Here is a 12967-nt window from a genome sequence, read left to right as displayed (position 1 = left end):
TCGGGAGGCATCCGCGATGGCCGATCGACGCGCCCGTCCGGCGCCGAAGAGCACCGGCCCCACTTCCAAGAGCGGCCGGAAGTCCGTCTGGCGCCGTGCGCTGCCCTCTCCGCCGACACCGCCCGGCGGGCCGACGACACCGCGCCCGGACCCGGCGCCACCGTCCGCGGTCGAGCGGGCCGCCAGTGTGGTGGAGGCGGCCTTGTACCAGGACGGGGTACGCGTCTCCTCCCCAGCGACCCTCGCGGACACCTTCCGCGAACTCCGCCGGGCCCCGGCGGGCATGGCGTGGATCGGGCTCGCGCGACCGACCGAGGCCGAACTCCTCTCCCTGGCCGCCGAGTTCGACCTGCACCCGCTGGCGGTCGAGGACGCGATGGAGGCGCATCAACGCCCCAAGCTGGAACGCTACGGCGACACCCTCTTCGTCGTCCTGCGTGCCGCGCGCTACCTCGACGCGCTGGAGGAGGTGGACTTCGGCGAGCTGCACGTCTTCGTGGGGCCGGACTTCGTCATCACGGTCCGGCACGGGGCGGCACCGGACCTGTCGGCCGTGCGCCGCCGGATGGAGAAGGACCCGGAACTGCTGAAGCTGGGCCCCGAGGCGGTCCTCTACGCCATCCTCGACGCGGTGGTCGACGGGTACGCGCCCGTCGTCGCGGGGGTGCAGAACGACATCGACGAGATCGAGACGGAGGTCTTCCGCGGCGACCCGGAGGTCTCCCGCCGCATCTACGAACTCTCGCGCGAGATGGTCGAGTTCCAGCGCGCCACGCGCCCCCTGGTCGGGATGCTCCACGGCCTGATGGCCGGCTTCACCAAGTACGAGACGGACGAGGAGCTCCAGCGCTACCTCCGCGACGTCGCCGACCACGTCACCCACACCAGCGAGCGCGTGGACGGCTTCCGCCAGGCCCTCACCGAGATCCTCACGGTCAACGCCACCCTCGTCACCCAGCAGCAGAACGCGGAGATGCGGGCCCTGGCGGAGGCGGGCTTCGAACAGAACGAGGAGATCAAGAAGATCTCGTCGTGGGCGGCGATCCTGTTCGCCCCGACGCTGGTCGGGACGATCTACGGGATGAACTTCAAGCACATGCCGGAGTTGCGCTGGGTCTTCGGCTATCCCTTCGCGATCGGCCTGATGGGGGTCGTTTGTGCCAGTTTGTACGTTATTTTCAAGCGGCGGGACTGGCTCTGAGCCCTTTCGTCGAGCCCGCGCCTTCCGTGGTCTTCGCTCTCGCATCGGCCGACGGCAGGGCCGGAATCGCCTTGGGGGATCGGTGGGGAGGGCACGGGAAGAAATCAATGCCGACCGCCGCCTCCCCTTCTCGGCAACTGCCCCGCATAACTGCCCGGTCGACACCTCCGCGCGACGTCGCCCGCCTTCGTCGTCGGTCACCGGCATCCGGTCCCCCGCCAGGCCGCCGGGCGCCGCGTCCCGAGGATCGGCCTGTCGAGGATCCGACCCGGGGGGCCAGGCCGGCGACATCAAAGCCGCCGGAGACTGGCGGACACCCTTGACCGAGCCGCTGGTGCACGTAGCGGAATCGACCCTCACCCCGGTCACTGCCCTGCCCTGCACGACGGAAGCAGGCTCCGCGCGTTTCGGCTTGCTCAGCTGTGAAAGCCGGGCAGCGACAGGTACTTGAGCTGCTGGTACTCGTGGAGGCCCTCGGGTCCGCCCTCACGGCCCAGGCCGGACTGCTTGACCCCGCCGAAGGGTGCCGCGACCTCGGAGACCAGGCCGCGGTTGATGCCGACCATTCCGGCCTGGAGCCGGGCGGCGACCCGCCGGGCGCGGTCGATGTGGGACGTCATCACATACGACGCGAGGCCGTGCTCGGTGTCGTTGGCCACCGCTATGGCCTCGGCCTCGGTGGAGAAGCGGTGGATGGCCACGACGGGACCGAAGATCTCCTCACTCATGATCTCGGCGTCGGCGGGGACATGGTCCAGCACGGTCGGCGCCGCGTAATGGCCCGGCCCGTCAGGGATGTCCGCCTGGCCGACGACAACGGCACCACGGGCCACCGCGTCCTCGACAAGGTGACGGACCTTGTCCACCGCCCGGTGGTCGGCGAGTGGGCCGAGCTCGGTGTCCTCTCGGTCCGGGGCACCCACCCGGATGGCGGCGATCCGTTCGCCCAGCGCGGCGGCGAACGCGTCGGCGATTCCCTCCTGGACGAGGAACCGGTTGGCGCCGACACAGGACTGGCCGCCCAGCCGCATCTTCGCGATCACCGCTTCGCGGACCGCGAGGTCGAGGTCGGCGTCGTCGAAGACCAGGAAAGGCGCGTTGCCGCCCAGCTCCATCGAGGTGCGCAGCACCCGGGCACCGCTCTGCTGGAGCAGCAGCCTGCCGACCGGGGTGGACCCGGTGAAGGACACCTTGCGCAGCCGGGGGTCGGCCAGCAGCGTCGTGCTGACCGCTGCCGCGTCGCTGCTGGTGATCACGGTCAGGACACCCGCGGGCGCGCCGGCCTCGCGCGCCAGCTCGCCCAGCACCAGAGAAGACAGCGGGGTGAGCGCGGCCGGTTTGAGGATGGCGGTGCAGCCTGCGGCGAGGGCGGCGGCGGCCTTGCGGGCGGCCATGGCCAGCGGCACGTTCCACGGAGTGATCAGCAGGCAAGGGCCGACCGGTTCGGCGACGGTGACGATGTGACTCCTCCCGTCCGGAGAGGGAGTACTGCGCCCGGGCGGACGGACCGCCTCCTCGGCGTACCAGCGGAAGTAGGCTGCGGCGTAGTCGACCTCGCCCCGGGCTTCTCTGATCGTCTTGCCGATCTCCAGGGTGATGATCCGAGCCAGCCGCTCACGGTGCTCGATCAGGGCGTCGGTGAGCCGGTGCAGGACGGCCGCACGATCCCGCGGGCTGGTGAGGGCCCACTGGTCGGCGGCCGCGGCCGCCGCGTCCAGTGCGCTCAATGCCTCCCGTGGGCCGCAGTCGGCGACGGTGGCGATGACTTCCTCGGTTGCGGGGTTGCGCACCTCGAAGGTGCGACCTCCGGTGGCGGGTTGCCAGTCGTGGGCGAGGAAGCCACGAGGGACGGATTCGAGAACTGCCGACTCCCACGAGGGAGCGGTGAGCATGTCAGTCATGCGCGTGGCCCTTTCGCTGATCGAAGACTGCTGTGGTTGCGAAGCACGGTCGGTGGGTGGTCATACGGCTTCGCCTCCCGGGTTGGCGACGCCGACCGTGTTCTCGACCGAGAGCAGGGAGTCCTGCCTGCCGGAGCCGATCCAGCGGACCAGGGCGACCAGGCCGAGGGCGAGGATGGCGAAGGCGATGAGGATGGCGCTGACGGCCGTGACGCTGGGGTCGATCTCGAAGGTGAGGGAGTTGTAGACCTGCACCGGGAGGGTGACGGTGTCGACGGAGGAGAGGAACTGGGAGATGTAGAACTCGTCGAAGCTGGTGATGAAGGAGAAGATCGCCGCCGCGATCATGCCCGGTGCCGCGAGCGGGAAGGTGATCTTCCGGGCGATGGTGAGGCGGCCGGCGCCCATGCTGGCGGCGGCGTCCTCCAGGCGTTCGTCGATCCCGCGCAGGGTCGCGATCAGGATGAGCACCGCGATGGGTGAGGCCAGCACGGTGTGACCGAGGGCGATGGCGATGGGGCTGCCGAGCATCGCGGCCGGTTCGAACAGCAGGAACAGCCCGAGCGCGGTGACGATCTGGGGGATGACCAGCGGTCCGAGGACCAGGGCGAAGACCGCGGAGCGCAGGGGGAGTTCGCTGCGGACCAGGGCGGTCGCCGCGGTCACCCCGATGATCAGGGAGAACACGGTGCTCAGGGCGGCGACCAGGGCGCTCAGGGAGAGCGCGGCGGGCCATTTGCTGCCGTCGGCGAACAGGGCCTTGTACCAGTTCAGCGTCCACGTCTCCGGGGGGAAGGCGGCGAAGGCGTTGTTGCTGAAGGAGGTGACGAGGATGACGACGATCGGCAGTGCCAGGAACAGCAGGATGAGCGTGGCCACAGCGGTCAGGGCGATGCGTCCGGTGAGGGTCTTGCGCAGCTCCATCAGGACCCACTCCTCTTCTTACGGCTGGCGCCGAGTGAGGTGACGGCCTTGACCAGGAGCAGTCCGGCCAGGGTGAGCACCAGCAGGATCACTCCTTGCGCGGCGGCCCCGTTCCACTGGTTCTCCTTGGTCACCTGCTGGTTGATGAGGGTCGCGATCATCGTCTGATTCGGGCCACCCATCAGAGCGGGGGTGATGTAGTAGCCCAGCGAGAGGATGAAGCTCAGCAGTCCGGCACTGGCCAGACCGGGCGCGACCAGCGGCAGATAGACGCGGCGGAAGATGGTCACCTTGCCCGCACCCATACTCGACGCGGCAGCCAGCAGACGCCGGTCCACTCCGCGCATCACCCCGTAGAGCAGCAGCACCGTGTAGGGCAGCATCATCGACGTGGTGCCGATGACCACACCGAGCTCGTTGTAGAGCAGCTGGAACGGCGCGCCAGGGACCGACATGGCCGTCAGGGTCTCGTTCACCAGGCCCTTGTCGCCGAGCATGATGATCCAGCCGTAGGTGCGCACCAGCGCGGAGACGAAGTGCGGGACGACCACGACGAGCATCGCCAGGCCGGCGAGGATGGGCTTGAGCCGGGAGATCGCCTGGGCCAGCACGAACCCGAACACCAGACTGAGCACCGCTGTTTCGGCGGAGATCCGCAGCGTGGTGAACAGCACCGACAGGTTCACGCCGGTGAGGGCGTCTGCGTACCAGTGCAGCGTGAACGAGCCGTCGGCGTCCTTCAGGCTGAGCAGCAGCGTGCTGAAGATCGGGTAGACGAACAGCACCAGCAGATACACGACGACCGGCAGCGCGTACAGGATCCCGACCCGGGTCCGGCGCGAGGCCAGCAGCTTGCGCGGGCGTGCGGGGGCGGTGGCGGTGAGGGTGGCGGCCATGGCTCACCCGCCCTGTTCGTCGGCGAAGAGGTTGACGTCCTCGGGGTCGGCGGTGATCCCGACCCGCTCGCCCGCGACCGGACCCCGCCCCGCGGGTACCTCCATGCGCAGCAGCGGCCCGTCACCGCCGTCGATGCGCACGCCCGCGCGGACCAGGGTGCCCACATAGGTGGCGGTCTCGACCGTGCCGGTACAGAACCCGTCGTCGGCGGCGGAAGCCCGCAGCCGGCCCGGCTGCACAGCCACCTTCACCCGAGTACCGGGGGCGAGCTGGTGGCGGCGCGCCTTGAGCAGGCCACCACTGCCGTCGAGGCGGACCAGGGTGTGCTCGCCGTCGTGCTTGTCGATGCGGCCGGGCAGGAAGTTCGCCGCGCCCAGGAAGTCCGCCACGAACGGCGTCCTCGGCCGCTCGAACAACTCCCTCGGGGTGTCGAACTGCTCGATCAGGCCGTTGCGCATCACCGCGATGCGGTCCGACATGACCAGCGCCTCTTCCTGATCGTGCGTCACATAGATGACCGTCAGGCCCAGTTCCTGCTGGATGGACTTGATCTCGACCTGCAGCTGGTCACGCAGCTTCTTGTCCAGCGCTCCCAGCGGCTCGTCCATGAGGATGACCGGCGGACGGTAGACCAGCGCCCGGCACAGGGCGACACGCTGCTGCTGACCACCCGACAGCTCACGCGGCTTACGCCCGCCGAACCCGGACAGCCCGGCGATCTCCAGCGTCTCCCCCACCCGGCGGCGGATCTCGTCCTTGCCCACCCCGCGCAGGGTGAGGGGGAAGGCGACGTTCTCGCTGACCGTCATGTGCGGGAAGAGCAGGTACTGCTGGAAGACGAACCCCAGGCCCCGCTTCTGCGGGGCGAGACGCGTGACATCACGGCCTCCGACGGTGATGGTGCCGGAGTCGGGTTCGCAGAACCCGGCGATCATCATCAGCGTCGTGGTCTTGCCCGACCCCGACGAGCCGAGGAAAGTGACGAACTCACCCGCCGCGATCTCCATCGACGCCTCGTCGACCGCGACGACATCGCCGTAAGTCTTGCGCAGAGCCACCACCGACAGCGCCTTGCCGGTCGCGGTGGCCGGCTTGACGCCGGCCACCTTCACCGACGGTGCGGCGACACCGAAATCAGCCACGAGCCCACTCCAACCAGCGCTTGGTGACGGCCGACTCGTTCTTCAGCCACCAGTCGACGTCCGCGTCGAAACCCTTGTCGTAGAACTTCGGCGCACCCGCGGACGCGTTGCGCTGCTCCTCGGTCAGCTTGGCGTAGGCCAGCGGGGACGACGGGTTCGACGGGAAGAACTTGACCAGGGCGGCCTGGCTCTCCGCACGCAGTGAGAAGTCCATCAGCTTGTAGGCGTTGTCCGTGTTGGCCGCGCCCTTGGCGATGGCGTAGCCCGAGAACTGCCGGCGCATACCGTTCAGCTGCCGGGTGACCGGGACACCCTGCTTCTCCAGATCGGCGAGCCGACCGTCCCAGACCGTGGACATCGTGACCTCCTGGCGGCTCAGCAGCACGCCGGGCAGCGGGCCGCTGTCCCAGAACTTCTTGATGTCGCCCCGCAGCCGCGTCAGCACCTTGAACGCCCGCTCGACGTCCAGCGGGTACAGCTTGTCCATCGGCACACCGTCCGCAAGGAGCGCGAACTCCAGCTCCGGCAGGTCACCGTCCGGATGGACCATCGCGCGGGAGCCCTGGAACGCCTTGGTGTCCCAGAAGTCCGCCCACGACTCCGGCTTCCTGCCGCCGAACGCGTCCGTGCGGTACCCGATGCACTGACCGTAGAAAGCGTGGCCGACGGCATGCTCGGTGACCTGCTCCTGCGGGATCTTCGCGCTCTTCACGCTCTTGAGCCGGTCGAGGTCCAGCGCCTCCAGGGCGTCCTGCTTGACGTACTTGGTGTGCGACATCATCGAGTTGTTGATGAGATCGCACTGCGGCCTGCCCTGCTTGATCTGCGCCAGCAGCGGAGCGTCGTCCAGGTTCAGCACCTTCACCTGGATGCCGGTCTCCTGCGTGAACGGCGTGTAGATCGCCTTCTGCAGAGCCGCACCGTAGGAACCGCCACTGTCACGGACGACCACCGTCTTGGAACCCTTGCCACCGCTGCCGCCGGACGTCCGGCTGGAGCCGGAACCGCAGGCGGCGAGGGAGGGAAGAGCGGCCAGGGCGGCAATGCCGCCTGCTCCGCGCAGGAGCGCTCTACGACCGATCTGGGCATCACTCATGGCAATACTCCTCATCTGGGGACGCGTGGGACCAGCTGTGCGGGGCTTTACCTCGCGGGTGCGGGGGGTGGTGCAGGGTGACGAACGCGGGCGGAACATCGCCCGCCTACGTTGCCGATCGCCGCTGATCGCCGCTTTGGGCGCGTGTTCGCCGTGGATCGAAGTCCCCCGACGACCTGGTCGTCGGAGCGACGTCGGCTGTGGCCGTGGGGAAGCTGGAGCCCTGGCAGGCGGTGATCAGCGAAGTGGGGTTGTCCTCGCCAGAGCCGCAGCATGAGGGCGTGGTGAGGGATGAAGCAGAGCCGGGCTCGCGGCTGCGGAACGGGCCGATCGGTTCATCGGCCCCGGCGAAACTCAACAGGTGGCTTCGCGAGAGATCCGAAGACGATCAGGGTGCGCGGCATCGGGATTCGGGATCACATCACGGTCACGTAGATCTTGCGCACGGTTTCGATGGTCTTCCAGACGCCGACGTAGCCCGGCTTCATGACGAAGCTGTCGCCGGCCTTGTAGATCACCGGCTCGCCGCCTTCGGGGGTGAGTTCGACGACGCCGGAGAGGATGTGGCAGAACTCGAAGGTGTCGCCCTTGATCGAGCGCAGCTCGCCGGGCGTCGCTTCCCAGATGCCCGTATGGATGGACTCCCCACGGGCGACGTCCTGGGCCCAGGTCTTGAAGGCGGGGTTGCCGGAAATCAGGCGTTCCGGGAGGGGGCCGGACTCGCGAGGCGCGAAGGAGGGATTGGTGTCGATGGCCTTCAGGAGCGACATGTCTTTCCTTTTGGAGCTTGAGAAATTGCTAGCCGCGACGCCGCTTGGCTCGGATGCGGTATCGGATGCGGTAGTCGGCATGGGCGCACCGTGGGTGGCCCTGTTCGAGCACGGCGGCAGGAGGCTCGTGCTCGGCGCGTGTTCGACAGTTCATGCCACGATCGGCGGTCGCCCAAGGCAGAAGGCGAGAGCAGTGCAGGTCGTTCGGCCCATTGTTGGTGGTGGTGTTCAGCGGGGCTGTTCAGCCGGCGGTGTATCCGCCGTCGACGGTCAGGACCGATCCGGTCACGTACGACGACTCCGATGATGCGAAGAAGAGCACTGCGTCGGCGACTTCTTCGGGGGTGGCCAGGCGTTGGAGCGGGATCGTGCTCTCGCGCTGGCGGCGGTAGGCCTCGGGGTCGGGCCTGCGCTGGAACGCCGCTTCGATGACCGGGGTGGCGGTCAGGCCCGGAGCGACGACGTTGACGCGGATGTTGCGCGGGGCCCATTCGATCGCCGCGCCCTTGGCGAGCATGATGAGGCCTCCCTTGGCGGCGGAATACAGGACCTGCCCGGCCATGCCGACCATGCCCAGCCGTGAACTGACGCAGACGAACGAGCCGCCGGTCTCGGGCATCAGCGGCGCGAAGTGCTTCATCACCAGGAACGCGCTGAGCAGGTTGCTCTCGAGCACGTTCCTCGCGTCGTCGCAGGCCATCTCGGTGAGCGGGCCGTCGGCCTGCAGGCCGTGGTTGAGGACGACGACATCGACGGTGCCGAAGGACTCGGCGGCCTGCTTGGCCAAGTGCTCGACGAACGCCTCGTCGTTGAGGTCTCCGGGAACATACAGATCGTCGGGCTGAGCGCTGTCGAGTCGCTCTCGGCGGCCGGTGAGCAGCAGCCGCGCGCCCTCACGCCGGAAGTGGGAACTCACCGCCTGTCCGATGCCACTGCTGGCGCCGGTCACCAGGGCCGTGACGTTGTCAAGTCTCATGTGGGGCACTCCTGATCGCGGGGGAGGTCGGTCGGGGGTGGGGGATCGGGGAGGACGAAGTCGCCTCCCATGCCGGTCAGTTGAGGAATCCGCGGGCGTCGACCGGCCAGCGCTGCAGCGACGTGCCCGTGCTGTCGGTGACGATCAGTTCCTCGAAACCGAGGACGACCGGGCACACATGGTTCGGCACCACGGGGACGACGGTGCCGACACTGGGGCGGAAGTCGCCCTCCGGCAGCGGGAGGAACCCGTGGTACTCGTTGACCTTGGACAGGACCGCCTTCGTGCCGGCGATGCCGCCGTAGCCGATGTCGGGGCCGCCTTCCTTGCTGAGGGCCTTGTTGCCCACATCGACGATGACCTGGCCGGGGACCCAGTCACTGACCACGGTCCCGGCGACGAACAGCGCGATCTGGTCCTCCGTGCAGGCGCCCAGCCGGGCATTGTTCAGATCGCCGAAGACGTACTCGCCGGGACGGATCTCGGTGATCACACTGCTCGTGGAGAACTCCAGAGTGGGAGTGGAACCGGCACTCACCACCTCAGCGGTGACGCCGACGCCTTCGAGGCTGCGTACCGCGGTGGTGAGCGCGGCCTCCTGGTCCCGCGCTGCGCGCCGGCGGGCATCGGGGCCATTGCAGCCGTGGCCTGGATAGGTGAAGACTCCCACCGGCACCAGACCGCGCCTGCGGGCGGCGAGCGCGAGGTCGCCCGCGGCCTCGGGCGGCGCGCCGGAACGACGGGCACCGCAGTCCACCTCGATCACGACCTGCAGCCGCCCGGGTTCGTCACCCATCGCGTCGGCGAGAGCCTCGATCGCCGCGACGTTGTCGGCGCCGACCCGCAGGCGGGCGGACTCGGCGAGCTTGCGGATCCGGGACTTCTTCGATCCCGCGGCCCAGATCGGGTAGGCGAGGAAGATGTCGTCGAACCCGGCCGCGGCGAAGACCTCGGCCTCACCGACATTACCGGCGGTGATCCCGACCGCGCCGGCCTCGATCTGGCGCCGCCCGATCTCCACGCACTTGTGTGTCTTGACGTGCGGCCTGACCTGGAGGGCCTGCTGGTCCGCGAAGCTCTGGATGCGGTCGATGTTGCCTTGCATGACGTCGACCAGCACGATCGGCGCGGGGGTGTCGATCCGCTCGACCAGAGCGTCGAGTGCTCGTTGCAGCCGGTTCACGCTGCCCCTCCTTGTGGTTCTGCCTGGAATGATCGAGGGGCGCGGGTGCTGACTCCCTCTGAATACCGAACACGCGGCCCGCGATATCGCGCCCACTTGCGTGCACTGCCGATGGGCCCGCCCTACGCAGCGGTGCAGACCATCTGGATCTCGACCGGACTGTTGAGCGGCAGCCCGGCGACACCGATCGCGGTACGGGCGTGCCGCCCGTTCTCACCCAGTACCTCGATGAGCAGGTCACTGGCCGCGTTGGCGACCTGCGACTGCTGACCGAAGTCCGGCGTACTGGCCACGAAGACCAGCATCTGCACGATCCGGACCCGGTCCAGATCACCCACCGCCTGCACAGCGGCAGCGAGGCAGTTGAGCACGGCATGGCGGGCGAGCGACCGCGCCGTCTCCAGCTCCACGTCCCTGCCCACAGTGCCCTGCCCCAGCAGCCAACCGTCCTTGTAAGGCAGCTGACCCGAGATGTAGATACTGGCACCCACCGCCCGGTGGTGCACGTAGTACGGGTTGTCGCTGAGCTCGGGAAGCGCCAGGCCCAGGACCTGAAGCCGACCGGAAGCCGAGCCGGTGCTCGCTGCGGAAGCCACGGACTGGCTCATCGCGCCACCTCCGCGTGCGGCGCAGGGCGCATGCCCACGGGGTGGGCCCCGAGAACCCGCTTCGCATGAATCTTGGTCATCTGCACTCGGTTCTCCTCTCGAGTAGCAGGGGCGATAAAACGCCGTATGGCGGCTTAAACCAACCACGTCATTGTCGTTTGTCGACCATATGGGCGCCTGTTGAGCACTGTCAATACCAAGCTCAGCCTCGAATGCGACCTCGGAACACCGCATGCGGCTGTACCGCCCGCCGCCGGAAACGACGGTCGACGGCGAGACCTGGCTCACCGGTTTCATCCGCTTCGGCACTGACGACCATGTGCGTGGCCGGCCTCACCAAGCGCGGCCGAAGACGGCGTATGAGCATGCGCGGTAGCTACGGGACAGCTACGAGTACCACGAGTACTCCGACATGGTGTTCGGCCTGTTCAAGATCCTCAGCTACGACCTCAGCCCAAGATTCCGCGACTTGGAACCAGCGGATCCGGGGCCACGGTTCCCGGTGTCGAGACGGGCACGTACGGCGCGGTGGATGCGGCGTTCGCGGAGTACGGATGGATCGCCAAGACTGAGCACCTGTTATGGGTGGTCGACCCGGTGGACGACACCTACCGGCGGCAGATGAACTGGCAGTTCCCCGTACAGGAATCGAGGTACAAGCCGGGCCCAGGACGTGTACCACCGCAAACGCTGCACCATCCACCAGGCGTACCCCGACCATGGTGCTCTGGACCACAACATACTGTCGGCGGCCCGGCCACCGACGCCCTGCGCCCGCTGCGGGACCCGGACGCGGTCGAGCTCGACCTCGACGACTATGACGGCGATGACGCATCCTCACGGCGGTACCGTCGATCCAACCGGGCGGTGGAGGCCGTGTGACAGCTGTCGCCTGTTCCTTGAGCTGTGCCACGGAGCCGCTAGCGGTTGGCGCAAGTCAGCGGTCGCGGCCCTGGATGTGTGCGGCGGCGCGGTGCAACTCGGCAAGGACTGTGCGGACGGCCTTCCGGGCGGTGCGCTCGGGCCGGTGGAGGACGTCGATGTCGCGTCGGGCGTGTACTCCGCCGAGCGGCTTGAGGACGACGTCGGGGTGCGGCCGAGCGGTCCAACGGGGCATCAGCGCGAGGCCGCCGCCTGCGGCGACGGCCTCGGCGACCACCGCGAATTCGTTGACGCGGTGGACGATGTCGAGCCGACGGTTCGCCATGCTCGCGATGGCCTCGATGATGGACATCAGCGGGAAGCCGTCGTGCACCGTGATCCAGGGCTGGTCCGCCACGTCCCGCGGCGTGAGCAGCGGCTTGGACGCCAGCACATGGTCGGCTGGCAGGGCGACATCGAGGGGCTCGCTCAGCAACGTAATGGCGGTCACTGTGCGTGGCCATTGAGGGCCGTGATCCAAGCGGTGGGCGAGCACGAGATCGTAGTGACGGGTGAGGGCCGGGACGCGGTCCTGGGCGACGTCCTCGTCCGCGAGCGCCAGGCGGGGTCGCCCGGGCTCGGCAAGGCCGCGCAGCAGGATCGGGAAGAAGGCGGACGCTGCGCTGTGGAATGCGGCCAGCGAGACGGTGCCGTCGGGGTTCTCGGCGAAGTCGGTGACCGTGTGCCTGGCTTGGGCCAGGGCTGTCTCGACCTTGATGGCCGCGGCAGCCAGGGCCTGCCCGGCGTCGGTCAGGACCAAGCGGCGTCCGGCGCGTTCGGTGAGCGGTAGGGGGATTGCGCGCTGCAGCAGCCGCAGCTGCTGCGAGATCGCGGAGGGCGTCACGTGCAGCGCTTCGGCGACCGCGCTGACGCTGCCGAGATCCCCCAGTTCGCGCAGGATCCGCAGCTGCCGTTCGTCCATGGTGAAAGTGTAGCGCCGCTACATCTTAGGTTTAGAAGTTGCTTGTGGCCTTCAAAGTGCCGACGAGGCAGTGTGGGCGCATGCACGCTCTGCAATCGGCGCGAAGATCCGTCTGCGCCGCGCCGCCGCCGGCAGCGTGGCATGAGCGCCACGGAGACGGCCCGGCGCGCCGGGCTGAGCAAGGGCACGCTCTCGCAGCTGGAGGCGGGCGATCCGCCGATGACAGCCTGGACGTGATCGCGGCTGCGCTGCGCATTCCGATCGCGACCTGCCGACGTGCGACGCCGGCGCCGGGCCGGTCTACCGGCCGGGCACGCCCGCCGAGCCGGGCGAGGTCGCCAGGGAGCTGCTGCGCAGCAGCAGTGGCAACAGCCTGGAGATCTGTCGGCTGCGCATCCTGCCCGAGACGAAGCCACGCCACCGGCG

At 68.6% G+C, this 12967-nt stretch carries 12 protein-coding genes and 1 pseudogene; 3 read left to right on the top strand and 10 right to left on the bottom strand.

Annotated features, from left to right (window positions below; all coding sequences use genetic code 11):
• The first annotated feature begins 16 nt into the window (after positions 1–16).
• On the top strand, positions 17–1201 hold the full coding sequence (locus GWK25_RS13320; RefSeq protein WP_215450238.1) for a magnesium and cobalt transport protein CorA: 1185 nt from the start codon (positions 17–19) through the stop codon (positions 1199–1201).
• A 416-nt stretch (positions 1202–1617) separates the two neighbouring features.
• On the opposite strand, the gene GWK25_RS13315 is transcribed toward GWK25_RS13320, so the two are convergent.
• From GWK25_RS13315 to GWK25_RS13275, 9 genes are all read right to left on the bottom strand, one after another.
• On the bottom strand, positions 1618–3102 hold the full coding sequence (locus GWK25_RS13315; RefSeq protein WP_251828850.1) for an NAD-dependent succinate-semialdehyde dehydrogenase: 1485 nt from the start codon (positions 3100–3102) through the stop codon (positions 1618–1620).
• A 60-nt stretch (positions 3103–3162) separates the two neighbouring features.
• Positions 3163–4026, bottom strand: a complete 864-nt coding sequence (locus tag GWK25_RS13310) for an ABC transporter permease (protein WP_251828849.1) — start codon at positions 4024–4026, stop codon at positions 3163–3165.
• Complete coding sequence (locus GWK25_RS13305; protein WP_215450236.1) at positions 4026–4922, bottom strand: ABC transporter permease; 897 nt, start codon at positions 4920–4922, stop codon at positions 4026–4028. The genes GWK25_RS13310 and GWK25_RS13305 overlap by 1 nt, the downstream gene beginning before the upstream one ends.
• Positions 4923–4925: 3 nt before the next feature.
• Positions 4926–6065, bottom strand: a complete 1140-nt coding sequence (locus GWK25_RS13300; RefSeq protein WP_215450235.1) for an ABC transporter ATP-binding protein — start codon at positions 6063–6065, stop codon at positions 4926–4928.
• Complete coding sequence (locus tag GWK25_RS13295) at positions 6058–7161, bottom strand: ABC transporter substrate-binding protein (RefSeq protein WP_215450234.1); 1104 nt, start codon at positions 7159–7161, stop codon at positions 6058–6060. The genes GWK25_RS13300 and GWK25_RS13295 overlap by 8 nt, the downstream gene beginning before the upstream one ends.
• 416 nt (positions 7162–7577) lie before the next feature.
• Complete coding sequence (locus GWK25_RS13290; protein WP_215450233.1) at positions 7578–7931, bottom strand: cupin domain-containing protein; 354 nt, start codon at positions 7929–7931, stop codon at positions 7578–7580.
• Between the two features lie 241 nt (positions 7932–8172).
• On the bottom strand, positions 8173–8907 hold the full coding sequence (locus GWK25_RS13285; protein WP_215450232.1) for an SDR family NAD(P)-dependent oxidoreductase: 735 nt from the start codon (positions 8905–8907) through the stop codon (positions 8173–8175).
• A gap of 76 nt (positions 8908–8983) precedes the next feature.
• Entirely contained in the window at positions 8984–10090 is a 1107-nt protein-coding gene (locus GWK25_RS13280) for an alanine racemase (protein WP_215450231.1), read from the bottom strand.
• 122 nt (positions 10091–10212) lie between these two features.
• The gene (locus GWK25_RS13275) at positions 10213–10698 is read right to left on the bottom strand and encodes a RidA family protein (protein ID WP_215450229.1); all 486 of its coding nucleotides are present in this window, start codon (positions 10696–10698) and stop codon (positions 10213–10215) included.
• Positions 10699–11101: 403 nt separating this feature from the next.
• On the opposite strand from GWK25_RS13275, the pseudogene GWK25_RS44735 reads away from it, so the two are divergent.
• Positions 11102–11580, top strand: a pseudogene (locus tag GWK25_RS44735) (Tn3 family transposase); the annotation flags it as partial.
• A gap of 55 nt (positions 11581–11635) precedes the next feature.
• On the opposite strand, the gene GWK25_RS13270 reads toward GWK25_RS44735, so the two are convergent.
• The gene (locus GWK25_RS13270) at positions 11636–12541 is read right to left on the bottom strand and encodes a LysR family transcriptional regulator (protein WP_215450227.1); all 906 of its coding nucleotides are present in this window, start codon (positions 12539–12541) and stop codon (positions 11636–11638) included.
• 141 nt (positions 12542–12682) lie between these two features.
• Here GWK25_RS13270 and GWK25_RS43440 point away from each other — a divergent pair, with 141 nt between their 5' ends.
• Positions 12683–12778, top strand: a complete 96-nt coding sequence (locus GWK25_RS43440) for a hypothetical protein (protein ID WP_251828848.1) — start codon at positions 12683–12685, stop codon at positions 12776–12778.
• Positions 12779–12967: the final 189 nt, after the last annotated feature.

Origin of the sequence: Streptomyces sp. ATCC 21386 (genome assembly GCF_018728545.1) — a bacterium.
In the GTDB taxonomy this organism is placed as follows: Bacteria; Actinomycetota; Actinomycetes; order Streptomycetales; family Streptomycetaceae; genus Streptomyces.
The sequence above is the reverse complement of the archived record's forward strand: the minus strand, read 5'-3'. Positions and strand labels throughout refer to the sequence as shown.

Excerpts from the sequence above, each read along its gene's own strand:
- GWK25_RS13320 (WP_215450238.1), top strand. The coding sequence starts at position 17 with ATGGCCGATCGACGCGCCCGTCCGGCGCCGAAGAGCACCGGCCCCACT.
- GWK25_RS13315 (WP_251828850.1), bottom strand. The coding sequence starts at position 3,102 with ATGACTGACATGCTCACCGCTCCCTCGTGGGAGTCGGCAGTTCTCGAA.
- GWK25_RS13310 (WP_251828849.1), bottom strand. The coding sequence starts at position 4,026 with ATGGAGCTGCGCAAGACCCTCACCGGACGCATCGCCCTGACCGCTGTG.
- GWK25_RS13305 (WP_215450236.1), bottom strand. The coding sequence starts at position 4,922 with ATGGCCGCCACCCTCACCGCCACCGCCCCCGCACGCCCGCGCAAGCTG.
- GWK25_RS13295 (WP_215450234.1), bottom strand. The coding sequence starts at position 7,161 with ATGAGTGATGCCCAGATCGGTCGTAGAGCGCTCCTGCGCGGAGCAGGC.
- GWK25_RS13290 (WP_215450233.1), bottom strand. The coding sequence starts at position 7,931 with ATGTCGCTCCTGAAGGCCATCGACACCAATCCCTCCTTCGCGCCTCGC.
- GWK25_RS13285 (WP_215450232.1), bottom strand. The coding sequence starts at position 8,907 with ATGAGACTTGACAACGTCACGGCCCTGGTGACCGGCGCCAGCAGTGGC.
- GWK25_RS13275 (WP_215450229.1), bottom strand. The coding sequence starts at position 10,698 with ATGAGCCAGTCCGTGGCTTCCGCAGCGAGCACCGGCTCGGCTTCCGGT.
- GWK25_RS13270 (WP_215450227.1), bottom strand. The coding sequence starts at position 12,541 with ATGGACGAACGGCAGCTGCGGATCCTGCGCGAACTGGGGGATCTCGGC.
- GWK25_RS43440 (WP_251828848.1), top strand. The coding sequence starts at position 12,683 with ATGAGCGCCACGGAGACGGCCCGGCGCGCCGGGCTGAGCAAGGGCACG.